General features: G+C 61.1%; 25 protein-coding genes. 14 read left to right on the top strand and 11 right to left on the bottom strand.

Going from position 1 to position 24,912, the window contains the following annotated elements:
• Positions 1-5: 5 nt before the first annotated feature.
• The 4 genes from AC1DZ5_RS06780 to AC1DZ5_RS06765 are packed head-to-tail and all read left to right on the top strand — an operon-like array spanning position 6 to position 5,015.
• Positions 6-734 (top strand): TetR/AcrR family transcriptional regulator, encoded by a 729-nt coding sequence (locus AC1DZ5_RS06780; RefSeq protein ID WP_477887386.1) that lies wholly within the window; start codon positions 6-8, stop codon positions 732-734.
• Positions 731-1,279, top strand: coding sequence for a DUF2867 domain-containing protein (locus tag AC1DZ5_RS06775; RefSeq protein WP_477887384.1), 549 nt, complete (start codon positions 731-733; stop codon positions 1,277-1,279). The genes AC1DZ5_RS06780 and AC1DZ5_RS06775 overlap by 4 nt, the downstream gene beginning before the upstream one ends.
• Positions 1,254-2,579 carry an ABC1 kinase family protein gene (locus AC1DZ5_RS06770; protein WP_477887383.1) on the top strand — a complete coding sequence of 442 codons (1,326 nt, stop codon included), beginning with the start codon at positions 1,254-1,256 and terminating at the stop codon, positions 2,577-2,579. The genes AC1DZ5_RS06775 and AC1DZ5_RS06770 overlap by 26 nt, the downstream gene beginning before the upstream one ends.
• Before the next feature lie 36 nt (positions 2,580-2,615).
• A complete protein-coding gene (locus tag AC1DZ5_RS06765; RefSeq protein ID WP_477887381.1) occupies positions 2,616-5,015 on the top strand; it encodes a penicillin acylase family protein in 2,400 nt (799 codons plus the stop codon).
• Here the strand turns inward: AC1DZ5_RS06765 and AC1DZ5_RS06760 are convergent.
• A complete protein-coding gene (locus tag AC1DZ5_RS06760) occupies positions 5,012-5,710 on the bottom strand; it encodes an HAD family hydrolase (protein WP_477887733.1) in 699 nt (232 codons plus the stop codon). The two genes, AC1DZ5_RS06765 and AC1DZ5_RS06760, sit on opposite strands and share 4 nt — an antisense overlap.
• A gap of 19 nt (positions 5,711-5,729) precedes the next feature.
• Between AC1DZ5_RS06760 and hemH the strand changes: the two genes are divergently transcribed.
• Positions 5,730-6,833 carry a ferrochelatase gene (gene hemH, locus AC1DZ5_RS06755; protein ID WP_477887378.1) on the top strand — a complete coding sequence of 368 codons (1,104 nt, stop codon included), beginning with the start codon at positions 5,730-5,732 and terminating at the stop codon, positions 6,831-6,833.
• Between the two features lie 71 nt (positions 6,834-6,904).
• Here the strand turns inward: hemH and AC1DZ5_RS06750 are convergent, their stop codons facing one another.
• A complete protein-coding gene (locus AC1DZ5_RS06750; RefSeq protein WP_477887376.1) occupies positions 6,905-7,126 on the bottom strand; it encodes a hypothetical protein in 222 nt (73 codons plus the stop codon).
• Positions 7,127-7,173: 47 nt separating this feature from the next.
• A complete protein-coding gene (locus AC1DZ5_RS06745) occupies positions 7,174-7,383 on the bottom strand; it encodes a hypothetical protein (RefSeq protein ID WP_477887374.1) in 210 nt (69 codons plus the stop codon).
• Between the two features lie 337 nt (positions 7,384-7,720).
• Between AC1DZ5_RS06745 and AC1DZ5_RS06740 the strand changes: the two genes are divergently transcribed.
• The 6 genes from AC1DZ5_RS06740 (at position 7,721) to AC1DZ5_RS06715 (ending at position 12,209) form a co-directional block, all read left to right on the top strand.
• Positions 7,721-8,410 carry a hypothetical protein gene (locus tag AC1DZ5_RS06740; protein WP_477887372.1) on the top strand — a complete coding sequence of 230 codons (690 nt, stop codon included), beginning with the start codon at positions 7,721-7,723 and terminating at the stop codon, positions 8,408-8,410.
• 844 nt (positions 8,411-9,254) lie between these two features.
• Positions 9,255-9,668, top strand: coding sequence for a WapI family immunity protein (locus AC1DZ5_RS06735; RefSeq protein ID WP_477887370.1), 414 nt, complete (start codon positions 9,255-9,257; stop codon positions 9,666-9,668).
• A 741-nt stretch (positions 9,669-10,409) separates the two neighbouring features.
• Positions 10,410-10,682 carry a chorismate mutase gene (locus tag AC1DZ5_RS06730; RefSeq protein WP_477887368.1) on the top strand — a complete coding sequence of 91 codons (273 nt, stop codon included), beginning with the start codon at positions 10,410-10,412 and terminating at the stop codon, positions 10,680-10,682.
• Positions 10,683-10,705: 23 nt separating this feature from the next.
• Entirely contained in the window at positions 10,706-11,281 is a 576-nt protein-coding gene (locus AC1DZ5_RS06725; RefSeq protein WP_477887366.1) for a hypothetical protein, read from the top strand.
• Positions 11,282-11,333: 52 nt separating this feature from the next.
• Complete coding sequence (locus AC1DZ5_RS06720; protein WP_477887364.1) at positions 11,334-11,546, top strand: SlyX family protein; 213 nt, start codon at positions 11,334-11,336, stop codon at positions 11,544-11,546.
• Between the two features lie 27 nt (positions 11,547-11,573).
• On the top strand, positions 11,574-12,209 hold the full coding sequence (locus AC1DZ5_RS06715; protein ID WP_477887362.1) for a LysE family translocator: 636 nt from the start codon (positions 11,574-11,576) through the stop codon (positions 12,207-12,209).
• A gap of 12 nt (positions 12,210-12,221) precedes the next feature.
• Here AC1DZ5_RS06715 and AC1DZ5_RS06710 read toward each other — a convergent pair whose 3' ends face one another.
• The 4 genes from AC1DZ5_RS06710 to modA all read right to left on the bottom strand — a co-directional run bounded on the left by AC1DZ5_RS06710 (position 12,222) and on the right by modA (position 16,479).
• Positions 12,222-13,850, bottom strand: coding sequence for a GGDEF domain-containing protein (locus tag AC1DZ5_RS06710; RefSeq protein ID WP_477887359.1), 1,629 nt, complete (start codon positions 13,848-13,850; stop codon positions 12,222-12,224).
• Between the two features lie 106 nt (positions 13,851-13,956).
• Positions 13,957-15,057, bottom strand: a complete 1,101-nt coding sequence (modC, locus tag AC1DZ5_RS06705; RefSeq protein ID WP_477887357.1) for a molybdenum ABC transporter ATP-binding protein — start codon at positions 15,055-15,057, stop codon at positions 13,957-13,959.
• The gene (modB, locus tag AC1DZ5_RS06700; protein WP_477887355.1) at positions 15,054-15,731 is read right to left on the bottom strand and encodes a molybdate ABC transporter permease subunit; all 678 of its coding nucleotides are present in this window, start codon (positions 15,729-15,731) and stop codon (positions 15,054-15,056) included. Before modB ends, modC begins: the two co-directional genes overlap by 4 nt.
• Positions 15,721-16,479: a molybdate ABC transporter substrate-binding protein gene (gene modA, locus AC1DZ5_RS06695; protein ID WP_477887353.1), complete on the bottom strand. Its 759-nt coding sequence runs from the start codon at positions 16,477-16,479 to the stop codon at positions 15,721-15,723. Before modA ends, modB begins: the two co-directional genes overlap by 11 nt.
• A gap of 44 nt (positions 16,480-16,523) precedes the next feature.
• Here modA and AC1DZ5_RS06690 point away from each other — a divergent pair, with 44 nt between their 5' ends.
• The 3 genes from AC1DZ5_RS06690 (at position 16,524) to AC1DZ5_RS06680 (ending at position 18,351) form a co-directional block, all read left to right on the top strand.
• On the top strand, positions 16,524-17,309 hold the full coding sequence (locus tag AC1DZ5_RS06690) for a TOBE domain-containing protein (protein ID WP_477887351.1): 786 nt from the start codon (positions 16,524-16,526) through the stop codon (positions 17,307-17,309).
• 238 nt (positions 17,310-17,547) lie between these two features.
• Positions 17,548-17,730, top strand: a complete 183-nt coding sequence (locus tag AC1DZ5_RS06685) for a hypothetical protein (RefSeq protein ID WP_477887349.1) — start codon at positions 17,548-17,550, stop codon at positions 17,728-17,730.
• Positions 17,731-18,351 (top strand): ORF6N domain-containing protein, encoded by a 621-nt coding sequence (locus AC1DZ5_RS06680; protein ID WP_477887347.1) that lies wholly within the window; start codon positions 17,731-17,733, stop codon positions 18,349-18,351.
• Between the two features lie 514 nt (positions 18,352-18,865).
• On the opposite strand, the gene AC1DZ5_RS06675 is transcribed toward AC1DZ5_RS06680, so the two are convergent.
• From AC1DZ5_RS06675 to AC1DZ5_RS06660, 4 genes are all read right to left on the bottom strand, one after another.
• The gene (locus tag AC1DZ5_RS06675) at positions 18,866-19,129 is read right to left on the bottom strand and encodes a hypothetical protein (protein WP_477887345.1); all 264 of its coding nucleotides are present in this window, start codon (positions 19,127-19,129) and stop codon (positions 18,866-18,868) included.
• Between the two features lie 9 nt (positions 19,130-19,138).
• The gene (locus AC1DZ5_RS06670) at positions 19,139-19,798 is read right to left on the bottom strand and encodes an RHS repeat-associated core domain-containing protein (protein WP_477887343.1); all 660 of its coding nucleotides are present in this window, start codon (positions 19,796-19,798) and stop codon (positions 19,139-19,141) included.
• Between the two features lie 86 nt (positions 19,799-19,884).
• Complete coding sequence (locus AC1DZ5_RS06665) at positions 19,885-20,364, bottom strand: tetratricopeptide repeat protein (RefSeq protein WP_477887341.1); 480 nt, start codon at positions 20,362-20,364, stop codon at positions 19,885-19,887.
• Between the two features lie 11 nt (positions 20,365-20,375).
• On the bottom strand, positions 20,376-24,623 hold the full coding sequence (locus AC1DZ5_RS06660; protein WP_477887339.1) for an RHS repeat-associated core domain-containing protein: 4,248 nt from the start codon (positions 24,621-24,623) through the stop codon (positions 20,376-20,378).
• Between the last annotated feature and the right edge of the window lie 289 nt (positions 24,624-24,912).

The raw sequence follows: 24,912 nt of genomic DNA, 5'->3' as shown, positions 1-24,912 counted from the left end.
ACACCATGCGCACCACCAAAGCCCAACAAGCCCAAAGCCACCGCCTGCTGATCCGCACCGCGGTAGACCTGATGACCCAGCACGGGTTTGACGGCACCACCATGAAGCAGATTGCCCGCGCCGCCGAGCTGGGCGATGCCACCATCTACAAGTACTTTCCCAGCAAGGAAAAGCTGGTGCTGGCCTACTTTGAGCAGGCCGTGGAAGACGCCCTGGCGGCTATGCGCAAGACCAAGGGGCTGGACAAATTTTCATTGCAAGAGCGCATGCAACTGCTGGTGGACCACCTGCTGGAAACCCTGCTGCCGGACCGCGAGTTTGTAGCCCTGGCGCACCAGCTGCTCAACAAGGCGCCGCTGGCCCTGCTGAGTGGCGCCCTGCCCGGCAAGACCCTGCTGCAAGCCGCATTTGCCGAGATGCTGGAGGCCGCGCAGGAGAGCGGCGAGATACCGCCCTGCGGCTTTCAGGGCAGCCTGTCCAGCCTGATGGCGGACTATGTGTACGCGGTGCTGGGCTTCTGGCTGCGCGACACGTCAGACGGCTTTGCCGACACCACCCGCATGACCGACCTGAGCCTGGGTGTGCTGACGCTGGCGCTACGCAGCGGCCTGGTGGACCGGCTGCTGGAGCTGGGCGGCTTCATGCTGCGCAGCCAGCTGGCGCGCCTGCTGCAACCCGGCGGTGGCTGGCTGGACCTGATGCAACGCGCCCGCCACACCCTGAAAACTCCATGAACGCCGCCACCATCACCGAGACCGCACTGCCGGCGCACAGCCAGATTGCCCAGCGCACCGTGGGCGCCGACTTTGCCGACTGCTACACCTTTGCCGACCCGCAGCCCGGCAGCAGCGCCATGGAAACCTACCTGGCGGTGGTGGGCCGCACCCCAGGCTGGATGGACTTCCTCATGTCGGTGCGCAACCAGGCCGTACGTCTGGTGGGCCTCAAGCACCTGGGCCGTCTGCAAGTAAAAATGCAAGCGCAAGACAGCAAACCCGCCGCCCGCTACGCGCTGGGTGACCGCGCGGGCATCTTCAGCCTGTGCTACCTGTCGGCGCCCGAGGTCATCCTGTTTGATGACGACAAACACCTGCGCGTGGAGCTGTCGGTGTTCAAACACCAGCAGGATGGAAAGCCCGTGGTGTCGGTCAGCACCGTGGTGCACAACCACAATGCGCTGGGCCACGCCTACATGGCCGTCGTGGGGCCGGTGCACCGGCGCATCGTGCCCAAAATGCTGAGCCAGTCCCTGCATGCCGCAAGCACCGCACACCAGTAAGCTCGCGCGCGGCGCCATTGTGGGTGCCGCTGCCGCACAGGCTGGCGCCACGCAACTGGCACGCTCGGCCACGCAGCTGGTGCGGCGCGGTGCCAGTGCGGCCGACCAGGAAGCGGCGCGTGTAGAGCACGAGGCCAAGATGGGCCGCATCGCGTTCACCGCTCTCAACCAGCTCAAGGGCACGGCGCTAAAAGCCTCGCAGCTGCTGAGCATGGAACTGGGCCTGCTGCCCGAGGGCGTGCGCCAGCAGCTGGCACGCGCGCACTACCAGGTCACCCCGCTGAACCGCGCGCTGGTGCTCAAGCTGCTGCGCCAGGAGCTGGGCAACAGCCCGGAGGCGCTGTTTGCCGAATTCGACCTGCAGGCCTTTGCCGCCGCCAGCCTGGGCCAGGTGCACGCCGCTACGTTGTTCAGCGGTGAGGCCGTGGCCGTGAAGCTGCAGTACCCCGGCATGGCCGCCACCATCCATAGCGACCTAGCCATGCTGCGCCTGCTGCTCAAGGGCATCAGCCTGGGGCCTGAGGCACTGCCCAATGCCGACATCCAGGCCCGCGTGATGGAGAACATTGCCCAGACGCTGACGCAAGAGCTGGACTATCTGCACGAGGCCAAGCAGCTGCAGTGGTTTGCCCAGCACCTGCAACACCCGAAGCTGGTGCTGCCCACGCCGGTGATGGAACGCACCACGCCCCGCGTACTGACCATGCAGCGCCTGCACGGCCTGCACCTGGCCGAGTGGCTGGCCACCCAGCCCAGCCAGGCCCAGCGCGACCATTACGGCCAACTGCTGTTTGACACCTTCATGCAATGCGCCTGGGGCTTGCAGCGCCTGCAGGCCGATCCGCATCCGGGCAACTACCTATTCATGGACGAGGGCCAACTGGGTCTGCTGGACTTTGGCTGCACACGCACCCTGTCGCCCCTGTTTTGCGCGCAGGCAGCGAATGCCTGGAAGGCTGCACTGCGTGCGCCTAAGGACACGGTGGCGCTGCGCGAGGCCTACCTGGCGCTGGACCTCATCGACCCTGCGCTGGACCAGCAACGCTTTGAGACCGAGCTGCTGCCCGCGCTGGCCGGCTGGCAAGACTGGCAATGCCTGCCGCTGAAAAGCCCGGTGTATGACTTTGGTCAATTACCGCCACCGCCCCAGCCCAATGCCGCCGCCCGACGCGCCGCCTCGCTCCATATGCACGCCCTGCCGCCGGACCTGCTGCACTTTGACCGCGCCCACATGGGGCTGACCGAGATGCTGCGCAGCCTGGGCGCGCGCGTGCGCACGGCCAACCCCTGGATTTTTTAGGGCGCAGCGGGCGATTTTGGTGGCACCATAGCCGCCATGAAGCTCATTCTGAAAATTGTTGGCGGCCTGCTGGCCTTGCTTGTGATTGCCGCGCTGGCCTTGGGCAGCTGGTACCTCTACACCAAACAACCGGTGCGCAGCGGCAGCCTGCCCCTGGATAACCTGAGCGCCAAGGTGACCGTGCGCTATGACGAGCGCGGTGTGCCGCACATCGAGGCGGCCAACCAGACCGACATGTACCGCGCGCTGGGCTATGTGCATGCGCAAGACCGGCTGTTCCAGATGGAAATGGTGCGCAGGCTGGCCAAGGGCGAGCTGGCTGAAATTCTGGGGCCCAAGCTGCTGGACACCGACAGGCTGTTCCGCACCCTGGGCATACGCGCCCGCGCCAAGGCCATGGCCGCAGCGATGGACATGAGCACCCCGGCCAACAAGGCCCTGCTGGCCTATCTGGACGGCGTCAACCAATACCAGGACCACAACCGCTCGCCGGTGGAGTTCGACATTCTGGGCATTCCGCACCAGCCCTTCACACCGGAGGACACGGTGGCGGTCTCGGGCTACCTGGCCTATAGCTTTGCTGCGGCGTTTCGCACCGAGCCGGCCATGACCTTCATACGCGACAAGCTGGGCCCTGACTACCTGCGCGTGTTTGACATCGACTGGCACCCCGAAGGCGTGTTGACACCCGCCACCGCACTGAAAGACAGCGACTGGAAAGGCCTGAACCGCATTGCCCAGGTTAGCCAAGAGGCCATGGAGCTGGCCAGCATTCCGCTGATGGAGGGCAGCAACGCCTGGGCTATCTCGGGCAAACGCACGGTCAGCGGCAAGCCACTGCTGGCGGGCGACCCGCACATTGCGTTTTCCACGCCCAGCGTCTGGTACGAGGCCCACCTAAGCGCGCCCGACTTTGAGTTGTACGGCCACTTTCAGGCCCTGAGCCCGGCCGCGCTGCTGGGCCACAACATGGACTTTGGCTGGAGCCTGACCATGTTCCAGAACGACGACATGGACCTCATCGCCGAGAAGGTAAACCCCGCCAATGCCCAGCAGGTCTGGCACAACAACCAGTGGGTGAACCTGGAAACGCGTACCGAAACCATCACCGTCAAAGGGGCTGCGCCCGTGCAGCTCACGCTGCGCAGCTCACCCCACGGCCCGCTCATCAACGACGCGTTCCAGGACAGCCTGGGCGACACACCGATTGCCATGTGGTGGGCGTTTCTGCAAACCGAGAACCCCATCCTGCAGGCGTTTTATGAGCTGAACCGCGCCGACACCCGCGACAAGGCGCGCGAGGCGGTCAGCAAAATCCACGCACCTGGCCTGAACATCGTCTGGGCCAACGCCAAGGGCGACATCGGCTGGTGGGCCGCAGCCAAACTGCCCCAGCGCCCCGCGGGCGTGAACCCCACCTTCATTCTGGACGCCGCCAAAGGCGAGGCCGAGAAGCCCGGCTTCTACGCCTTCACCTTCAACCCGCAGGAAGAAAACCCTGCGCGCGGCTACATCATGTCCGCCAACCACCAGCCCAAGCCCAGCAGTGGCGTGCCTGTGCCCGGTTACTACAACCTGGCCGACCGCGCCCAGCGCCTGGACAGCGTGCTGAGCAATCCCAAAATCCGCTGGGACACCAAGGCCGCGCAGGCCTTGCAACTGGACACCAGCAACGGCTACGGGCCGCGCATCCTGAAAGACCTGATGCCGATGTTGCAGGCCGTGGTGACCGACCCGAACGACAAGGCGTTCCTGGAGCCCCTGACCAAGTGGGACGGCAACTACACCACGGACAGCATTGCCCCCACGCTGTTTACGCAATTGATGTACGAGCTGGCCAAAGCCGCCATGGAAGACGAGATGGGCGAGGTGCAATTCAAGAACCTGCTGAAAACCCGTGCGCTGGACTTTGCCCTGCCTCTGCTGGTGGCCGACACCAATTCCCCCTGGTGGGACAACAAGAACACCAAGGCCGTGGAGGGCCGTTTTGAGACCGTGCGCGTTGCCTGGAGCAACACGCTCAAGCACCTGCAAGGCCTGTATGGCACCAGCCTGCTGGACTGGCGCTGGGGTGCCGCCCACACGCTAACCCACAACCACCCGCTGGGCCGGCAAAAGCCGCTGGACTGGCTGTTCAACGTGGGGCCTTTTGCGGTGCCCGGCGGCCGCGAAACACCCAACAACCTGTCCAGCGCCATCGGCCCCGCGCCCTGGGCCGTGAGCTATGGGCCGTCCACACGCCGCGTGATCGACTTTGCGGATGCCAGCCAGTCTGTCGGCATCAACCCGGTGGGGCAAAGCGGCGTGCGGTTTGACAAACACTACGCCGACCAGGCCGAGCGCTATGCGGCAGGCGCCTATGTGCAGCAGCACCTGGACGAAGACGACGTCAAGGCCCACACCGAAAGCACGCTGACGCTCAAACCCGGCCGCTAGCCGCCGGCCAGCAGATCGCGCAGCTCGGTCAGGCTGGCCACGGTGGCATGGGGCTGCTGGGTGTAGCTCCACAGCGTTTCGCTGCGGTTCACCCACACGGCCTGCATGCCCACATCCAGGGCACCCAGCACATCCAGCGCCGCGTCGTCGCCCACGTGCAGGATGGCTTCAGGTGGCAGGCCCAGCGCTTTTGCTGCAGCGTGAAAGATGCGTGGATCGGGCTTGCCCACCCCAACATCACGCGCGCTCACACTGCCTTTGAAGTACGCCCCCAGCCCCACCTTGTTCACATCCGCATTGCCGTTGGACACCGCATAAATCGGCCAGCGCGCGGCCATCCACTCCAGTGTGGCAATCGCGTCGTCAAATAGCTCCACGCGCATGCGCTCGGCAAAGAAGAGGTCGAAAGCGGGGTCTGCCAAATCGGTGTCGTCGCCCGCCCGCTCCAGCGCCAGGCGGATAGATTCGCGGCGCAGCACGCTCAGGTCATGCGCTTGGGCGGCCCATTGCAGTTCGGTGGCTTCGCGGATAGACCGGCGAGCGTGGGGGTCGGCATACAGCGCAGCGGTGGTCGGTGCGTATTGCAGCAGCCAGGCATGCAAGACCTTTTCCGCACGTTCAATGCAGGGCCAGATCGGCCACAAGGTGTCGTCGAGATCGAGGGTGATTGCGCGGATGGAAGAAAGTGCCAGCATAGGTGCGGGAGAATACCGCATGCTTCTCACCTCCCCCTTCCAGCCCGAGCCCCCCTACACCCATGGCCAGGTGCCCCGCACGGCCGTGCTGCTGTGCAACCTGGGCACACCCGATGCGCCCGCACCCCAGGCCGTGCGCCGCTACCTGGCGGAGTTTTTGAGCGACCCGCGCGTGGTGGAAATTCCGCGCCTGCTGTGGCTGCTGATCCTGCACGGCATCATCTTGCGCACCCGCCCGGCCAAGTCGGCCGCCAAGTACGCCAGCGTGTGGACGCCCGAGGGCTCGCCACTCAAGGTGTGGACCGAGAAACAGGCCAAGCTGTTGCAGGGCTGGCTGGGCCAGCGCAACCACCAGGTCAAGGTGCGCTGGGCCATGCGCTATGGCAGCACGTCGATCGCCTCGCAGCTGGACGCCATGAAGGCCGAAGGCGTGACGCGCGTGCTCATCGTGCCGGCCTACCCGCAGTACAGCGCCACCACCACCGCCAGCCTGTGCGACGCGGTCTACGCCTGGGCCGCCAAGACCCGTGCCATCCCCGAGTTCCGCTTCATCAACCGCTACCACGACGACGCGGGCTACATCAACGCCCTGGCCAGCAGCATCCAGCGCTACTGGAAAGTCAATGGCAAACCCGACAAACTGCTCATGAGCTTTCACGGTGTGCCCGAACGCACGCTGCAGCTGGGCGATATGTACCACTGCGAATGCCACAAGACCGCGCGCCTGCTGGCTGAAGCACTGAACCTGGGCAAAGACCAGTACCAGGTCAGCTTCCAGTCCCGCCTGGGCCGCGCCAAGTGGCTGGAGCCCTACACCGAACCCACACTGATCGCCATGGGCAAGGCCGGCGTGAAACGCGTGGACGTGGTCTGCCCAGGCTTCAGCAGCGACTGCCTGGAAACGCTGGAAGAAATCAACATGGAAGGCCGCGAGGCATTCACACACGCAGGCGGCAAGGAATTCCACTACATCCCCTGCCTCAACGACGACCCCGAGTGGATCACCGCGCTGTGCAATTTGACACAGAAGCATCTGCAGGGGTGGCCAACGCTGGAGGTGCCGGATGCGGCGGTGCTGCAGGCGTCAAGAGATGCGGCGGTGAAGATGGGGGCGAAGCAGTAGGCTCTTCAGCAATGTTTTAGGCCTCTAGCCCCCGTGGAATATGCGCCAGCAGCTACTAAAGTAATAGCAAATCAGTGCGCCTGGTCTGCCACCAGCTTGTCTGCCGCTTGAACGGCCTCCTCCCGAGTCGGCCAGGTCTTGTCGCTGCCTTGCAGTGGCGGCAGTGACTCCACGTGGATGACCTCGATGGTCCAAGGACCATCAGGGAAGTGACACAGCTTGGCCATGTAATGCCGGCCGCCCGCGACGCCTGGGACGTATTCCTCGATCGGCTCTGGTTCTTCTATTTCCATCAGGTTTCTTTCCAAATTTCGACTATGCGCAACCCACTGCGCGCTGCTTAATCCTTGAGATCCACGCCCAAAGCGCTCAGCTTCTTCGCATACGAATCCCGGCGCTTCGCGGCCTTAGCCGCTGTTTCGACAGCCACCTGAATCGCCTTCGGCCCCTTCCTCTCAGCTGCCTTGATCAATCCGAACTTGTGTGCAGCCTCGGCTTCCGCTCTGCGGAAAGTGGCTATGAGTTCGGCATGGGCAGCGGATGGATTCACAGGGACTTCCTAGTATCTAAAGCGCTATTTTCTGCGCTTTTTCGAGCGCATCACCGTTGAAGGCTAGGTGGCGTTGTCGGGTTGTGGGTGATTGGTTAGAAAAGTGTAGGTAGGCAGCTTTGTGGGGCGGAAGCTGACATTCGCAGATTCACCCGAACGGGGGATATTCAGGGCCAAACTCAATCGTCAAAATCGGCGTTGGCAGACTGCTAGGTTTGTCGCTATTTTTATGAGAGCAGTTTGTCCAAACTGGATATGGGCAAATGCCAATTTTTTTAGACCACACTCCCACTTTATCCCGCAGTGTTTTGCGGCAAAAATTACGCTAGGCATCGCAATGAGCGCAAGTGATCGACTTAACGCCGGAAGAACCGCAACTCACGAAGGTCGCTTCGAGGAAGCGCTCTCTCAGTTCCAGTGGTTCCACGAACACGCGCTGGAAGAAGATCGTGCTTACCGAGGCGTGCGCTTATCCTTTGCACTAGCCTACTGGCTAGAACTTGCTGAACAGTATCCGCCCGCCTTCAAAGCGTTTCGGGAAAAACTCAATGACAAAATTGCCAGGCTGTCTAGCGGCGAACTCAATCGCGACCTCTTTCACGACATCGAGGCAATGAACGAGCGCCTGGGAGAAGACGAAAAGACAGCCACACTCTTCTCGTTGCTAGATGAAAGGTATCAAGAGTTCGCACAGCACTGCTCACATATCGCGGTGCCTGCGCTTGTGCGAACCAAGCGGTTCTCTCTGGCAGCAAAGTACATCCCAGATCCGGAAGCTCAAGTCCTAGCCAAAGCCAAAGAACTCGTGTGCGATGTCGGCGACATCGAGGTCAGGCCAAGAACGAAAGCGCCGCTTTACCGCGCTTTCTTACATATCTTCGCTGAGGACTTGCAGCAAATAGAAGAGGTACTCAGATCAACTGGAAGGGAAGAACGCGCGGCCCAGCTTCGAACCCAAGCAATGGCAACACTGAAGCCCGCCTATCTTCGCAACGCCGTTGCCAAACTACTGGCACGCGATGCCTAAGCCGACATTCGATGGAATCGGTCTAACAAGCTACATTCGGGTACTGTGATTCTCAAATAATTCGTTCGACGAATATGTCCACCACCGAACCACTTCTGGTCGATTGCGGCCCCCATGGCAAGCGCGTTGCTGCAGTTGTCTGCCGTCACCTAATAGGTGAGGACAAGACCTCGGCAGGCTTCGTTGAGAACTCAGATGACCCCAACGACCTTCAAGCTTGGTGCCACGCCTGCGAGGAAACCTTTCAGCGAGAGGATGGTATGACCGATGTATTTCGAGAGTTCAATGGGATGGCCGTCGTCTGCGTCAAGTGCTACGCCGAAGCCAAGGCGCGCCACACACTGTCGGCCCACTGAGCGGCGGAAGCGGAAGTTCACACATTCTTTCGTTTTGGGATATACAAACCCTTCATCGAATGACCGACTAGAAGCAATATCGCTCCAATTTTTATTCGTTAAAGATCAAGTCCATGGTTACCCCTTTACACGCCAAGAGTGGAGCCTCGTCGATTGGGACAGGACTCGGCTTGCTCGCCTTTGGAGGGTATTTGCTCGCTGGCGCGTACTATGGATTCACATATGCGAAATGGCCTGTCTTCATGCCCCCGCAACTAGACGTCTTTGGCCTGATTTTTAGCCTTTTTGGCGATCAAGCTGGTGGCTATGTGGGTGGCGGACTGCTATGCGTGCTAGGCGCAGGCCTTGCGATCTTGGGCGCGGCGGTGCTGGTGAAACGTGATGCTTAACAGGATCTTCTATTGGACCTACAACGGCGGGATGCGCTTCTGCCTTTCCTCAAAGCTGGGCGTGCCGTTTTGGTCCACTCACGACCATCGTTATGCCTCATGAATCTTGACGTGGAGGGCCTTCACATCCAAATCGCCGCTCGTCGAGCAATCGACGACGAAGACTGGTGCAGAGTCCAAGTAGCAGCGCGCGTTCCTGGCATTCAGGCCGAATTCGAGGCCTACCTGCAAGGTGCGGATCTGAGTAGGTTTGTGCGAGAGCTGCGGACAATGTACGAGTGCGTAGGTGCTCCATGCTGCGCGGTGCTTAGTAGCTATGAGCGAGGAATCTGTGTCGCCTTGGAGATGAAGGGGTTGGGCCGGATTACAGGCACGTACGACCTGCGCCCAGAAGGTGACCAGGAAGTCACTGGAGAACTCAAAGGGGATTTCAGGATGGATCAGTCGTATTTGCCAAACCTGATCATGTCGGCGGAAAACCTCTTGGAGGAGTTGCAGGGCAATGAGGCATAACATGCCGGTCAACTCGGACGCTTTGCTGCGCCCGGTCGCTGCGCGCACTCCTGGCGCAAGTTGCCGGGTACTTTCACGTTGACGACTTCTTTGGGGCACAGTGAAAGTCGGCTTCCAGTCTGGAGGCGCCTTGGTGTTTGGTCGATAGACTGCGGAATTGATTAATTATTCGATAGTGAGCACAACATGCAGAACTGCCCATCGTGTGGTGTGAAGTCGATTCCTTTTGCTGAGGCGTGGGGATCGAGCGCTGGATTTCCGGTACGTTGCAAAGCCTGTGACGCATTGTCTTTCGTTCAAAGTTCTGAGTCGGGAGTGGCTGTGCTCGGTGCGTGTTCGCTTTTAGCCTTGTTCGGATTCGCAGCATCGTTCTATCAGACCGGTTGGATCATGGCGGGCGGCGTCGTCTTGGCCTTTTGGTTTTACGTATGGTCCTGGCGTCGCGTGCAATTGACAGCTACCGGCGCCTCATCGGCGCAAAGTGCCAAGCGAGTGGGGCTTATAGGCAACATCGTGGTCATACTTGGCATCTTTTTCCAATGATCACAAGTGCTTTACATGATTGTTCTCATGCGCGTTAACAGGTTGCACGGCGCGGACACGCAACCAAAGGCTGCGCTTGCGAAGGTTGGATAGGAAAGTGCCCACACGGAAGACCGCTATGGAGCGTCGCGAATGTCTGCAGTCAGTCTATTGAGGCCTAGACAAGCAACTGCGGCCAGCTAAGAAATCTCCACTCATATGACCAATCTAGAACTCCAATCGCTCAGGGCAGACGTAAACGATGTTGACGCAAAATTTGTCGATCTCTTGGCAAACCGATTTCGCATTACCTCAAAGATCGGCAAGCTGAAGGCGCTTCACGTGCTGGACGCTATTGATCCACAGCGAGAGGCCGCTCAGGAGGCACACTTTCGAGAACTGGCACAAGGTAGTGATCTCAATCCAGACCTCGTCGTTCAGGTATTCAGGCGCATCATCGAAGAAGTCGTTCGCAATCACCGCGAGGCCTGAGCAAGCACTCTCCGGTCCGTAACATGTATCTTCAAATAAAGTTCGGCGTATTGCTGGCAGCAGCCATTTCACTGGGTGCCCAAGCCGCAACCGATGCCGATGGCTATAACGCAGCCACCATTCGACTATCCGACGTTCCGCAGAATGCGCCGGCTTTCTCCAGCTATCCCGCTAGCCTCTACCAGGGCCGCAACGCAGAGCTTCGACTAGGACAAGACCCCGAAGCCAAACGGTACAAAACACGCCTTCAGGAATGGTCGAAAGAGAAGGTCAACTTTGCGGGCCACTACATCCTGACCACCTGGGGGTGTGGCACCAGTTGCGTCCAAATCATGATCATCGATGCCAAGAATGGGCAAGTATTCCATCCCAAGGGGGTTAGCATCAATAGCGCGGTGAACGTGCAAGACGAGTTGCTGGACAGCAATGCCCGGTGGCCTGGCCGAGGCTCTCTGCACTTCCAGCCGGACAGCGAACTCTTAATGCTTGTGGGCGCACCAGAAGAGGACGAGGCGCGCAGAGGAATCTCCTATTTCGTTTGGCATAACTCTCGCCTCGAGTTGGTCCGGCACATCGCCAAGTTGAATACCCTCCCCTGAAATACAGTCCAACTGCCACGTCAGTGATTGCCACATAGTGTCCAATACCCCCATGGACACCACAGAACGTACCGAGCAGCGCATCACCGAGCTGGAAATCAAGGCCAGCTTTGCCGACGATGCACTGGACCAGCTCGACAAGATCATTGTTCGCCAGCAAGCGCAAATCGATTTGCTGATTCGCGAACTGACGCACCTGCGCCAGCAGGCCAGCGAACCGGCTGCGGCGCGCAACTTGCGTGACGAGTTGCCGCCCCATTACTAGCCTTTCAATGTTTAAACGGAGCCCCGTATGAGCCTGCAAACCTGGTGGTTGTTTGTGATGATGACGTTTGTGGTGTCTGCCACGCCTGGCCCCAACATGTTGCTGGTGATGAGCACCAGCGCGCGCCAGGGTTTGCGCACCGCTGTGATCAGCATGGCGGGCTGCATGACGTCGCTGATGCTGATGCTGGGCCTGTCGGCCGCGGGGCTGGGCGCACTGCTGCAGGCCTTCCCCGCCGTGTTTGACGCGTTGCGCCTGGTGGGTGCGGCCTATCTGGCCTACCTGGGTGTGCAAGTCTGGCGTTCGCCCGTGCAAGAAACCACCGAGGCACCTACGGACACCACTGCCGCCTCCGCCCCGCCGGCCAACGCCTGGGCCCTGTACCGGCAAGGCGCGCTGGTGGCAGCCAGCAACCCCAAGGCCATTCTGTTTGCTGCGGCCTTCTTTCCCCAGTTCATCCACCCCGAGCAACCGCAACTGCTGCAGTTCGCCATTTTGCTGGGCACCTTTGCGGTGATAGAGGTGAGTTGGTATTTTGTGTATGCGGCCAGCGGCAAGAAACTGGCGCACTACCTGCGCCGTGCCAGCGTGATGAAGACCTTCAACCGGCTGACCGGTGGGGTGTTTGTGGGCTTTGCTGCGCTGATGGCCAGCACGCGCTAACGATTCGCCGGGCTAGGCCAGGCCCTGGCGCCGGGAGTCTTTTTCCTGGTACATGCAGAGGTCGCAGCGGTGCAGCCAGGTGTCCAGCGCATCGCCTGCTTCGGCCCCGGCCACGCCCACGCTGGCGGTGACTTCCAGGCCTGGGTGTAAACCATCCCAATCAAAGCCGCGAATGGCCTCGTGGATACGTTGGGCCAAGCCCTCGGCATCGCGTTCCTCCACGTGGGCAAAGGCCACGACAAACTCGTCACCCCCCAGGCGCACCGGCACATCGCCGTCGCGCACAAAGCTGCGCAGAATACTGGCGATGGACTTGAGCACCAAGTCCCCTACGCGGTGCGAGAAGTTGTCATTGATGAGCTTGAAGTGGTCCACATCCACAAACGCCATGGCGGGTGACAGGCGACGCTCCTGGCCCTTGCGCAGGACTTCGGGCACCATGTCTTCCAGGTGGCGGCGGTTGTAGAGACCGGTCAGCGCGTCTTCCAGGGCCAACTGCTGCAGGCGCTGGGTTTCTTCCGCCAACCTGCGGGCATTGGCATTATTGGCGCGGGCCTTGAGTTGCCATTCAATGCGTTCTTCGCGGCTGCGAATGGCTTCCAGGCGCAGGTTGTTTTCACGCAGCTTGAGGGCGCGTAAAAAGGCCTGTGCCAGCCGGTCTTTGCCCTGGGCCGACAGTACCTGGGCGCTGAGCAAGTAGGCAATGCCAACCATGTGTTCGTTGTCGATCTGGTTGGCCAGCTCCAGCATGCGCTGCGCCTGGGCTTCGGCCTGCGCCCAGTCTTTGCAGGCCCACGCAATCTCGGTGCGCAGCCAGATTTCCATCAGCGTGACAGAAGGATTGCTGTCGCCGCGCGCCTGGGCGCTTTGGGCAAAGTCAGCGTTTTGTTGGGCCAGGTCCCACTGGCCCAGCCAGCAGGCCTCAAAACCATCCACCAGACCCAGCATTACCTGGGTCTTCACAAAGGCACCCTGAAGCACCAGCAGATTGCTCGGCACCTGGGCGGCACGGGCGTGGGCATGGCGCAGATCGGTCAGCCGGTTGAGGGAGCGAAATTCGCCGTGGTAGTAGCGATCAAAAAAGCAGCGCGTGATTTCCATGGCGCGCTGGTTGATGCGCGGCAGGTACGACTCCATCCACAGGCCGTTGGCATCGAGCAGATCGATGGCGTACTGCAGCGCGGCGTCGGCCTTGTCAAAGCTCCAGGCGCAGGCATAGGCCACACCCAGGTAGTTGTAAGACATGGCGACCGGTAGTGGTGCACCACCTTCGTTAAGTTTGGCGGCCAGCAAAGCAGCATCTACGCCCTCTTCGCTGTGCCCCATCACGCTCAGGGTGTGGGCAACGGCGGACAGCGCCTCGGCCTCGCCCGCCAGATCTCCCACCAATTGAAACAAAGCAGCCGCACGTTGGGCGGTTTCTTGCGCCCGACGAAAACGCGACACCATGCGGTCCCCATGCGCCAAGCACAGCAGCGCCTGGGCTTGTGCCTGCAGATCCAGGGTGTTTTGCGCGTGTTGCAACGCGGCTTTGGAAAGCGACTGACTCTGGGCCACGTCGCCACGGTCCAGTGCACGCTGGGCTTGGAGCAACAGCGAAAGCACGGGTACCGTCTCGGGGGGCAGGTTGGACGCGGACATAAGCACGATGGTTGGGGCGTTGGGCCTGAAAAAAGCTGATAACGCAGGGTAATCCCCTACACCCGTACCTGTCACTCCCCCAAATGGGTGAATTTGCAACCGTTGATTACGAACCAACCAGGGCCAGGGCCTTGACCTGGGCCCATACGGACTGCCCTACCGACAGGCCCAAACTGTCCACCGCCCGCCGTGTAACCCGCGCCAACAGGGGTGTTGCGCCACATGACAGTTGCACGACAGCTTGCGACGGATGGGTGTCCGGCGCAATTGTGACAACTACACATGGCAACACATTTTGTATGCTTGTGTAACCCGACGGCTGCGTAGCAATGCTCACATCGCGCGCCAATACGCGTAAACGCACGCGGTGGCCCTGTGGCAAGCCCGGGTCACTGATCCACACACTGCCGCCATCGAAGGCAATGAGCGCGAGGTGCCAGGTGGTGTCTATCGCCAGCACATGGCCGTCTAACAACGCTGCGGCGTCCTCCCCCACGCGCACGGGCCCATCCACCTGGGCCAACACGCGCGCCGTGGGGCCGCTGGCGCGCACCTGGCCCTGCTCCAGCACCACCAGCGTGTCCGCCAGGCGGGTCACCTCTTCCATCGCGTGGGTGACATACAGCATGGGAATGTGCAGCTCATCGCGCAGGCGCTCCAGCCAGGGCAGGATGTCCTGGCGGCGCGCGGGGTCCAGCGAGGCCAAAGGTTCGTCCAGCAGCAGCAGCTCGGGCTGGGTGGCCAGTGCACGGGCAATGGCCACGCGCTGGCGCTCGCCGCCCGACAAGGCCAGGGTACGGCGGTGCAGCAGCGGCTCCAGCCCCAACAGGGCAATGGCGTTTTCCAGCGCCAGCAAAGACGCGCCCTGCCCCGCACCGCGACGTGCACGCTTTTGGGCATAGGCCAGGTTGGCCCGGACATCCAGGTGGTCAAACAGGCTGGCCTCCTGGAACACATAGCCCACCGGGCGGCGCCAGGCAGGCAGTGTGATGCCCTCTGCGTCGTCTTGCCATACCTGGCCATGGATGGTGATGTGCGCCTGGGCCGCCTGCTCCAGCCCGGCCACACAGCGCAGCACCGTGGTCTTGCCCGAGCCCGAGGCGCCAAACAGCACCGTGATGCCGCGCGCGGGCAAGGCCAGGTCCACATCCAGCGTGAAACCGGGGCGCGGCAGGCGCAGGCGAATCTGGTTGGGTGCGGTGCTCATGTGCGCAACCTGCTACCCCGCGGGTTGAGCCAACCCAGGCCCAGCAGCACCACAAAAGAGAACACCACCATGCAAGCAGACAGCCAGTGCGCCTGCGTGTACTGCAGAGCTTCCACATGGCCATAGATTTGGGTCGACACCACGCGGGTCCTGTCAGGGATATTGCCGCCCAGCATCAGCACCACGCCAAACTCGCCCACGGTATGCGCAAAGCTCAGCACCGCCGCAGTGACAAAGCCGGGGCGGGCCAGTGGCACGGCCACAGTGAAGAAGGCGTCGAGCGGGCTGGCACGCAGCGTGGCGGCCACCTCCATTGGGCGGTTGCCCATGGACTCGAACGCGTACTGCAAAGGCTGCACCGCAAACGGCAGCGAGTACACCACCGAGCCCAGCACCAGCCCCGCGAAGGTGAACGGCAGCAGGCCCAGACCCATGGCCTGCGTGAACTGGCCGATCGGCCCTTGCGGCCCCAGGCTCACCAGCAGGTAAAAGCCCAGCACCGTGGGCGGCAGCACCAGCGGCAACGCCACCACCGCCCCCACTGGCCCACACCAGCGCGAATGCGTGCGTGCCAGCCACCACGCCAACGGTGTGGCCAGCAGCAACAGCAGGCAGGTGCTCAAGGTGGCCAGACGCAAGGTCAGCCCGATGGCACCCAGGTCGTCAGGGCTCATAACCAAAGCTGCGGATCACCGCCTTGGCCGCATCGCTGCGCAAAAAGGCCATAAAGGCCACCGCCGCCACGTTGTCTTTGCCCGCGTTCAGCACGATGGCATCCTGACGCAGCGGCGTGTGCAAGTTCGTGGGCACCACCCAGGCCGACCCCTCTGCAATCTTGCCGTCCACCATCACCTGCGACAGCGCAACGAAGCCCAGCGTGGCATTGCCGGTGGACACAAATTGGTAGGCCTGGCCAATGCTTTCGCCCTGCACCAGCTTGGGGCTCAGGCTGGCGGCCACGCCCAGCTTGGTCATCACCTCCACCGCGGCGGCACCATAGGGCGCGAGCTTGGGGTCGGCCAACGCCAAGTGCTCAAAGCGGCCGCTGCGCAGCACTTCGCCTTTGTCGTCCACCACGTCGCTCTGGCGGCTCCACAGCACCAGTCGGCCCGTGGCGTAGGTGAATTGCGATACCGCAACGCCCGCGCCCTCTTTGCCCAGGCGCGTGGGGGTTTCGTCGTCGGCCGACAGCAGCACCTGAAACGGTGCACCGTTCTTGATCTGCGCATACAGCTTGCCGGTGGAGCCCACCACCACCGTGGCCTTATGCCCGGTGGCCGCGGCAAAGGCCGTAGCAATCTTTTGCACCGGGGCGCTGAAGTTGGCAGCCACCGCCACGGTCACTTCTTCGGCATGCAGGGCGCTGCTCGCTAGCAAGGACAACACGCCGGCCCAGCGCAGAATAGATGTGATCGGAGGCATGGAAATTTCGCTATTCCAAAAAAGGATAGCGTAGCATAGCCAGCATGACAACTTCTTCTCCTTTGAGCGGCTCCGCATTGGCTGGTGCGCTGGGCCACGAGGTCGCTGACAAGCGGCTGGACATCCTGCGGCGCATTGGCCAAGTGGGCTCGATTTCTGAAGCCGCGCGGGGCGCCGACGTGAGCTACAAGGCCGCCTGGCAAGCCATCGACACACTGACCAACCTGGCCGGCGCCCCGCTGGTGGAGCGCACCGTGGGCGGCAGTGGTGGCGGCGGCGCGCAGCTCACCGCCACGGGCCGGCAGCTGCTGGATGCCGCCGACACGCTGGCCGCGCTACGCCAGCAGGCGCTGACCCAGGTGGCGCAGCGCAGTGATACGCAAACGGGCGCAGCACCGCGCTTGGCAGGGCTGGGCCTGCGCACCAGCATGCGCAACCAGCTGCCCTGCCAGGTGCTGGCACTGCAGCGCGCCGGGCGCGCCATGCAAGTGCGCCTGGGCCTGAGCGACGGCACCACGCTGCTGTCTCACATCACGCGTGAAAGTGCCGAGCTGCTGGGCTTGGCGGTGGGCAGCGAGGTGCTGGCGCTGGCCAAGGCCACGGCGGTGGCCGTGGTGGCCGCACCCGCCAAGGCAGCGACCTTGCCCAACCAACTGCATGGCACGGTGGCACGGCTAGCGCGCTCTACCGCGGGGGACGAAGTGGTGCTGACGCTGGCCTGCGGCCTGCAGATGGTGGGCTTTGCCGCAGTAGGCCTGCAGCTCAAGGTAGGCCAGGCCGCCGTGGTGGTGTTTGACGATGCGGCCGTGGTGCTAGCCGTGGGCGGCTAGGCAAGACTGCTATTGTTTCAGGAGCTGCTCGCGCATGTTCCACGGGGGCTAGAGCCCTATTTTTCTTAAATTTTGGCTTCAACAGGCGATGCTGCTGATGCGGTTCAGGCTGTTGTGTTGGCGCCGACGTCAGATTGACCCAGGCTGCCGATATTCGGTGACCCAGCGTGAGGTCTCTGGAATTGTTGCAGGGCGAGGGATGGCGGCTTGCCATGGTGGGTCAGTCCAAAGTTGGTACGTGGGTCAAAACTGCGTCGGCGCTAACACGCCTGGCCAGGCTGCGGCCAAACGGGCACCGGCCAAGCGCGGCCCAGCTCCGAAGTGGCAGCAGCAGATGGAGCAGATTGCCACCCTGCCGCGTGCCAAGCAGCAAGTGGTGATGCAGATGCTTGACGGTCTGTTGGCCGCCGAGGCGCACTGAATGGCCGCGCCATTGCAGCCGCTGATTCAAAGCCGCATCCTGTCTTTGCGTAACCAGCGGGTCATGCTGGACGCCGATCTGGCCCAGCTCTACGGTGTAGAGACGCGGGCCGTGGTGCAGGCGGTCAAGCGCAATGCTGGGCGGTTTCCGGCCGATTTCATGTTCCAGCTCGATGCCGATGAGTGGGGTTCTTTGAGATCACAAACTGTGATCTCAAACGCGGCCGGTGTGGGCGTGGGCCGTGGTGGTCGGCGCACCGCGCCCTACGCCTTCACCGAGCAAGGGGTAGCCATGTTGTCCTCGGTGCTCAGCAGTGAGCGCGCCGTGGCGGTCAATATCGAGATCATGCGTACCTTTGTGCGCGTGCGCGAGTTGGCCACCACGCACCAGGACCTGGCCAAGCGGCTGGCCGAACTGGAGTTGAAGACCGAAGGGCTGGAGCTGACCCATGATGCCTTTAGCCGCAATACGCGCAATCAACTCAAGCAGGTGTTTGAAGCGATGCGTGAGCTGATGACACCACCGGAGCCGCCCAAGCGGCCCATTGGGTTTGTGACGCAGGAAGACAAGAAGGACAAGCCCACCAGTTCCAAGGCAAAGGCTACTGGCAAGAAGGCGTAGCACGCAACCGTTCAGCGGCTAAAAGAAGAAGCCACCCGTACCCCACAGCTTTAGCAGCTGGCAGGGGTGGCGGGTGGCTTTTTTTGTTTTATAGGTTCAACGGGTCTCGGGGCGAAGCCCTGAGTGGTCTGCGACGGGCGCGCAGCGACCTAGCAATCCAGACCATGGATGTGCGCCGTCAGGCACACATCTAGCATCCTGTCCTTGTGCATCGCATCGGGTTTGCCGCAAATTTGCGATGGATTTGCGACAAGTTTGCGATGAGCCTGTGGTGGACCTATGGCCAAACATCCATGGATTGGCGGGCAAGCCATGGCCAAGGTGCGGTAGTTCGTGGGTTGATTTGGGGTGGTTCTAGGGCGCACCACCCTGCAGCTAAAAAAGAAGCCACCCGGACCCACAGCCTTAGCTGGCTGGGGTACTGGGTGGCTTCTTTGCCTTGATTACGAGAGAAACAGGCCGCTAGCCCTTGTGGAACGTGCGCGAGTAGCTACTTATTTTGCAGCAAGAAGATTTACCCCAGTTTCTCACCACAACTTTTGCAGTTTGCTTCACTAAAGCTAGCAATGATTTCAGCTGCCGAGGAACCCGTTGGTGGAGCCAAGGCAGCGCCACATTTATGGCATTTGATGCTCTTCAATCTCCAGCTCCAAAAAAATATGTTGCCAAAGAACCCAATCAAGAACAATTCGTTTGCATAAAGACTCAATAGTGCAAATGCAAAACCAGTGGCTATAAAAGCGATTAACGCCATTCTGTATGTTTGAAGTGGTTTCATGAGCTACCTTTAACGACGCTTGCTAAGAACACGATCGAACAATCGCCCAAGAGCTTCACTGAGACTCCAGGCACCTGTATCGGAATAGGTCAGAGAACCACCAAGCTTTGAGCCGGCGCCGAACGTCATACCGAGCAAATTTCTATCGTCGTCTGTCATAGCCGTGCCACAAATCAAAGGGGCGGCGACGTTTAGGTTTTTTGTCACGCCGCGAATGGTGTTCACGTCACCTTTGACAACTCCTACTTGAGCAGATGCACCAGGGGACTGAGCCCCAATGGACATGCCGCCTTGCCAGTAAATGCCGACATCTAATCGCCCGTTGTATGCACTGATGTATGCCCCTACATTGCCTTCACCGCCAATTCCAGGGACATACGAACCGCCCCCTTGAACGACGATGCTCGCAAGCCCCATTGGATCAATCGCACCCAACGGGTTAGCCCCCACATATCCAAACTTTGACCATCCCCCACCCAATCCAGTCGGGTCGGGCTGCACGTACCCGCCCCTGATTCTCGCGTCATAACTCCGGAAGTAGTTGTAGCTGAGATTGCTCTCAGTATCAAAGTACTGATATGTTTTTCCCGACACGAATGCACCGTAAACACAGGCATTTTTCCTAGGCCTGGTGCGGGTTTGGCAGCGTTTTCTCTGGAGGGTTTGCACGGGTGGGGAGGAATTTTCCTAGAGGCCCACTCTGCCCCACACACATGCGAACGCACAGGCGCGCACGCGGACGTAGCGATGGTTTTCTACCTGCGCTTCGCCTCGGCCTGTAACGCTAATGCAGCTTCACGCTCATCTTCACTGATGTACTTAGATTTAGCCGCAACTGATAGGTACTGCATCGCGCGTTTAGCACTGGAACGCTGAGCGAAATATATTTTTCCAAGTTCATACGCGGCAGAACCATCGCCCAACGCATACGCCTTTTCAAACCAAAACTTCGACCGTCGTAGGTTTCCTGCATCACGAAACCACACACCCAGATTGAGATACCCGGCAAGATTGCCTCGCAATGCAGCGCGTCTATACCAAGCATATGCACTGGATGAATCCTTTGTAACGCCTATCCCATGGTCAAGGAAATAGCCAACACTGTTGAATGCGTCCACCTCACCATTGCCTGCTGCGGCCAAAAAAAGTTGAAATGCACGTTTTTTTTTGCCCGCATCCCAAGCTCGATTCGCCTCATCAAATAGGTTCGTTTGCTGGTTCTTAACAATCGTCATAGCCGCTCCTTTCAACGTACAGGCCAGTCAGCCGGTTTCTTCTTTTCAACAGTTTTACCCGTTTGATGATCTTTGCAAATGATCTTGTTGGGGTCGGTTGGATGGTCCCTGCAGTGCTTGTAAGGGTTGTTCGTTCCCGCCCCCGAGGTGCCGCCTGTCGCACCGCGTTCTCCTCGACTACGGTTTTCCATACACCAATCGATAATTTTGTCTACCCACTCATCAGGCAACAACTTTGGCCAAACGAATGTGGAATCTCCTTGTGGAGGGAGCCCAGGTTCAATGGATGGTGATGGCATGGACTGACAAACAAATACCAAGCCTACCCATTTACAACTAGTGTCATACAAACCTATCGGATCAATCGCACCCAACGGGTTAGCTCCCACATATCCAAACCGCGACCACCCTCCATTGAGTCCTATCAAATCCGGCTGGTCGTAGCGCCCCTGTGCAGCCCTGTACGACCGCCAGTAGTTGTAGCTCAGATTCGATTCCGAATCAAAGTATTGCCCCGGAAATCTCAGATTCATGGTCACTGCCGGCGGTGTCCCCTTCAACAGGTTGATGGTCTTGCCGTTGACCACCTTGGGGCTTGATTTCAATGGGCCCGAGGGCTTGTTGTCGCCAAACGCGCTGTAGGCCCATTGCCACACGATCTTAGCCCCATCGTCCACCACATAGCGAGGGGTTCCCAGGTGGTCGGTGTGTACGCCGTAGAACCTGTCGTTTTGGTACAGGCCCACCAATTCGGCAGCGCCGGTCTCTGTGGGTAGCCACAGGTATTCGGTGCGTCCAGGGCTGTTGCTGCTGCCGTTGCCGTATTCCCCCAGCAGGTTGTAGCTCTGCAGTCCGGCCTGTCCTGTGGCTGTCGAAGGGTCTGCATAAACATAGCTCTGACCCAAGGTGGCATCGGCCTGGGCCTGGGCGAACATCCACGCAAAGTTCTGCTGCAGCCACGCCACAAAGCCACTGCCCAGCGTGGTGGCACTGGGTGCTGTCTGGGCGATCTGGGGTTCGCTCTTGAAGACGCGCTGGCCCAGGGCGTTGTGCAGGTAGATGACTTTGCTGGCTTCGTCCCCTTGGCCTATTTGCACTTGGCTTAGCCGGTTGGCTGCGTCGTAGCTGAAGGTGCGCAGGCCGTCGCTGCTCAGGTTGCCTGCGGCGTCGAGTTGGTAGTTGACGGTGCTGGCGCTGCTGGAGCTGGTGGCGGTGCCGCTGTTGGGTGTTCTCTGCAGGACGCTGTTTTGGGTGAAGCCCAGCAGGCGGTTGCTTTGGGCATCGACCTGGGGGGCTTGGGTGACGGTTTGGGTGTAGCTGGTGGTTAACGTGTCGGTTTGTCCGAAGTCGCCATCAATGTCACTGTCGCTGCTGCTCAGTTTGACGCTGCTCAGGCGGTTGCTGTTTTTGTCATAGGTGAAGCTTTGTGTGGCTTTGTCACGGGCGAAGCTGGTGAGGCGGTCGCGGTTGTCATACCCGGCACTCCAGGCGAGCAAGGCGTAGCTGGGTGTCGCCGGTACCGCGGGTTGGGTGCCGTTGGCGGGCACTGCGTCTTGCACAGCGGCCAGCACTTGGTGCACCCCGGTGACGCGGGAAGCAGCGTCGTACAGGTACACGGTGAACCCGCTGCTAGTCATCCGGCCAAGGATGTCAAAGCTTCGTGATGTCTTGTCGCAACCGGCTTGGCCGCCGATGCAGTTCCATTCCCAATATTTCGGTTGGTTCAAGGCGGTGTACTGCAAGCCAGTGATCCATGGAATCACCGGGGTGTTGGTACCAGGCCTTTGCACATCCACCTGCACGATGCGGCCCACGTTGCTGCCCGTGCCCAGGCGGTAGAAGACTTTGAGGCCACTGGGGTAGCTCACCTGGGCCAGGGTGCCTCCGGGGTGGTAGGCGTAGGCGGTGGTAAAGGTGCTGGGGTTGGCCGGGTTGTCGTTGACGGTCTGGGTCTTGCTCAGTAGGCGGCTGAGCAGGTCGTACTGGTAGCTGGTGCTGCCGCTGGGATCGGTGATCTGGGCCAGATTGCCGGCTGGGGTGTAGGCCAGGGTCTGGGTCTTTCCATCACTCAGGGTGATGGTGGTGGGGCGGCCCAGGGCGTCGCGCTGGTAGCTGGTGGTTTTACCCAGGGCGTCGGTTTTACTGGTGATGTTGCCGGCGGCGTCTCGGGTGTAGTTTTGCGTTCCGCTGTCCGGGCTGGTTTCCGACAGGACTTCGCCCCAGGCGTTTCTTTGGTAGCTGGTGGTGATGCCTTTGGGGTCTTTGGCACTGGCAAGTTCGCCCAGTGCGGTCCAGGCCGTGCTGGTGCTGCTGTTGTCGGGCAGGGTGGAGGACACCGGGCGGCGCAGTGCGTCCAGGGTCTGGGTGGTGGTGTGGCTTAAGGGGTCGGTCTGGCTGGTGGCCTCTGCGTTGGCATCAAAGCCGAATTGGGTGCTTTGGCCCAGGGCGTTGGCGATGCTGCTTACGCGATTCAGGCTGTTGATGGTGCGGCTGGTGGCCCAGGCGATGCTGCCGCCTGCGTCTTTGAGTTCTTCTCGGACCCTGTTGCCCATGCCGTCCAGGGTGTAGCTGGTGCGGTTGCCACGGTTGTCGCTGGCAGCGCTCAGGCGCTGGGCGGCGTCGTAGGTGTAGCTGATGGCATAGCCATTGGGCAGGGTGACGCTGGCGATTTGACCGGCTGCGGTGTAGGTGTAGGCCGTGGACTCCATCGTGCCGGTGGCGCCACCCGCGCTGACTTGGGTGAGGCGGCCGCGCAGGTCGTAGGTGTAGCTGGTGACCAGGTTGGTTCCGTTTGCACCGGGCTCTGTTTGGCTGGCCAGGCGGCCTGCGGTGTCATAGGTGTAGCTGGTGGCTTGGCCCAGGGGGTTGGTGGCGCTGGTGCGTTGGCCTTGGGGGTTGTAGGCAAAGCTCCAGACTTTGCCCAAGGGGTCGGTTTGGGTGGCGACCAGGTTGTTGGCGGCACCACCCGTTGTCAGATAGGTCCAGGCCCAGGTACGGGCTTGGCCATTGCTGGCGCCACCGGTGGTGTCGGTGGTGGTTTCGCTCAAGGGGTTGCCTACTGTGTCGTAGCTGGTGGCGGTGGTGCGTCCGGGCTCGGTCACCAACACGGGCAGGCGCAGGGTGGCGTGCCATTGGGTGTTGGTGGTGATGGCCTCGGGGCGGCCTGCGGCTTGGGTGGTGCTTAAGGGGAGGCGGCGGGTGCTGTCCCAGGTGTACATGGTGAGTACGCCTGCGAAGTCGGTCTCGCTGTCGATGAGGCCGCTGGCGTTTTGCACACGGCTGGCGGCGTCTGCGCCTCCACTTCCGCTGGGTTTGTCGGCACCGGTGACGGTGAGTTTGCCCAGGGTGGTGCCGTAGCTGTAGTTGCGGGTGGTGCCCAGGGGGTCGGTGATTTGGGCGCTGGTCCAGGCGGTGGTGGCTGGGTAGGCAACCTTGTAGTAGTCGGCACCTCCGGCATACCCACTCTCGACCGCCCTGCCCTGCGCGTCATAAACGACGGTGGCCAGACGGATACCGCGTTCGTCAACGATGCCGGTCACAGACTGGGGCCAGCGGGTGTCTTCGTACAGATAGGTCTTGGACACATTGCCGGGGTAGCCCACGGTGATCAGGCGTGCGCTGCTATCAAAGCTGTAGCTGACCACTTGGCCGTCGGGCATGGTGGCGCTGGTCAGTTGGCCGGCGGCGTTGTAGGCGAAGTTGATGCTGCGGCCAAAGGCGTTGGTGACGCTGCCGAGTTGGCCGGCGCCATTGCCAGACGCGATGTAGCTGTAGGTGGTGGTCCAGCCGTTGCGTTCGGTCTTGGTGAGGAGCTTGCCGGCTGCGTCGAATTGCCAGCGGCTGTCGTCTTCTGCCAGTTTGAGGAGGTAGCCGGATACCGGGCTGGTGGTGGGGGTCAGGGTGCTGGTGCCAGTAGCCGCAGTCCAGGTGCTGGTGGAGGCGTTCCAGGTGAAGGCACTGGTGTTGCCATTGCCTTGGATGAGGGTGGCTGATGTGTTGGCGAGCACCTGCAGGGCGTCGTTGTGGTTGTGGGCCCAGCTTCTACCCAGGCCGGGGTTGGCTACAAAGCCCGCAGCGCCTGAGACGGACCAGCGGCTGCGGTAGCTGCGATTCAGGCTGAGGGCGTGGGGGCCGGTGTCGGTGTAGTCGCTGTGCGAGAAGGTTTCTTCGCCGGTGGCGGGGATGATGGGTTTGGCGGTGCACATCCCGGCTGGCGCTTCTTGGCCCACAGCCGTTTCTGCTTGCGCGGGGGTACTCACACACGCACTGCCTGACTGGGTATAGCCAGAGTTACAGGCGCACGTAGAGCCAGTTAATGCGGCATTGGAGGGGCAGGAATACTCTGGCTGAACTGGCTCAACAGTGCGCCCATCATGGGTAAGCCCTCCTGAAGTAGACCCATTGGAACTGACTACGTACACGACACAGCCATTGCCGTCGTTGATCATGGTCGAGTAAGAGTTTTGAGGAAAAGCCGCACTCATGGCGGCAATAGCGGACGTGCAAGCGGGGCCCCTATCAGCCGCCCACGCCCCCCAGACGTTGAAA

The organism is Rhodoferax sp. P1_F3 (assembly GCF_056405715.1).
The sequence above is the reverse complement of the archived record's forward strand: the minus strand, read 5'-3'. Positions and strand labels throughout refer to the sequence as shown.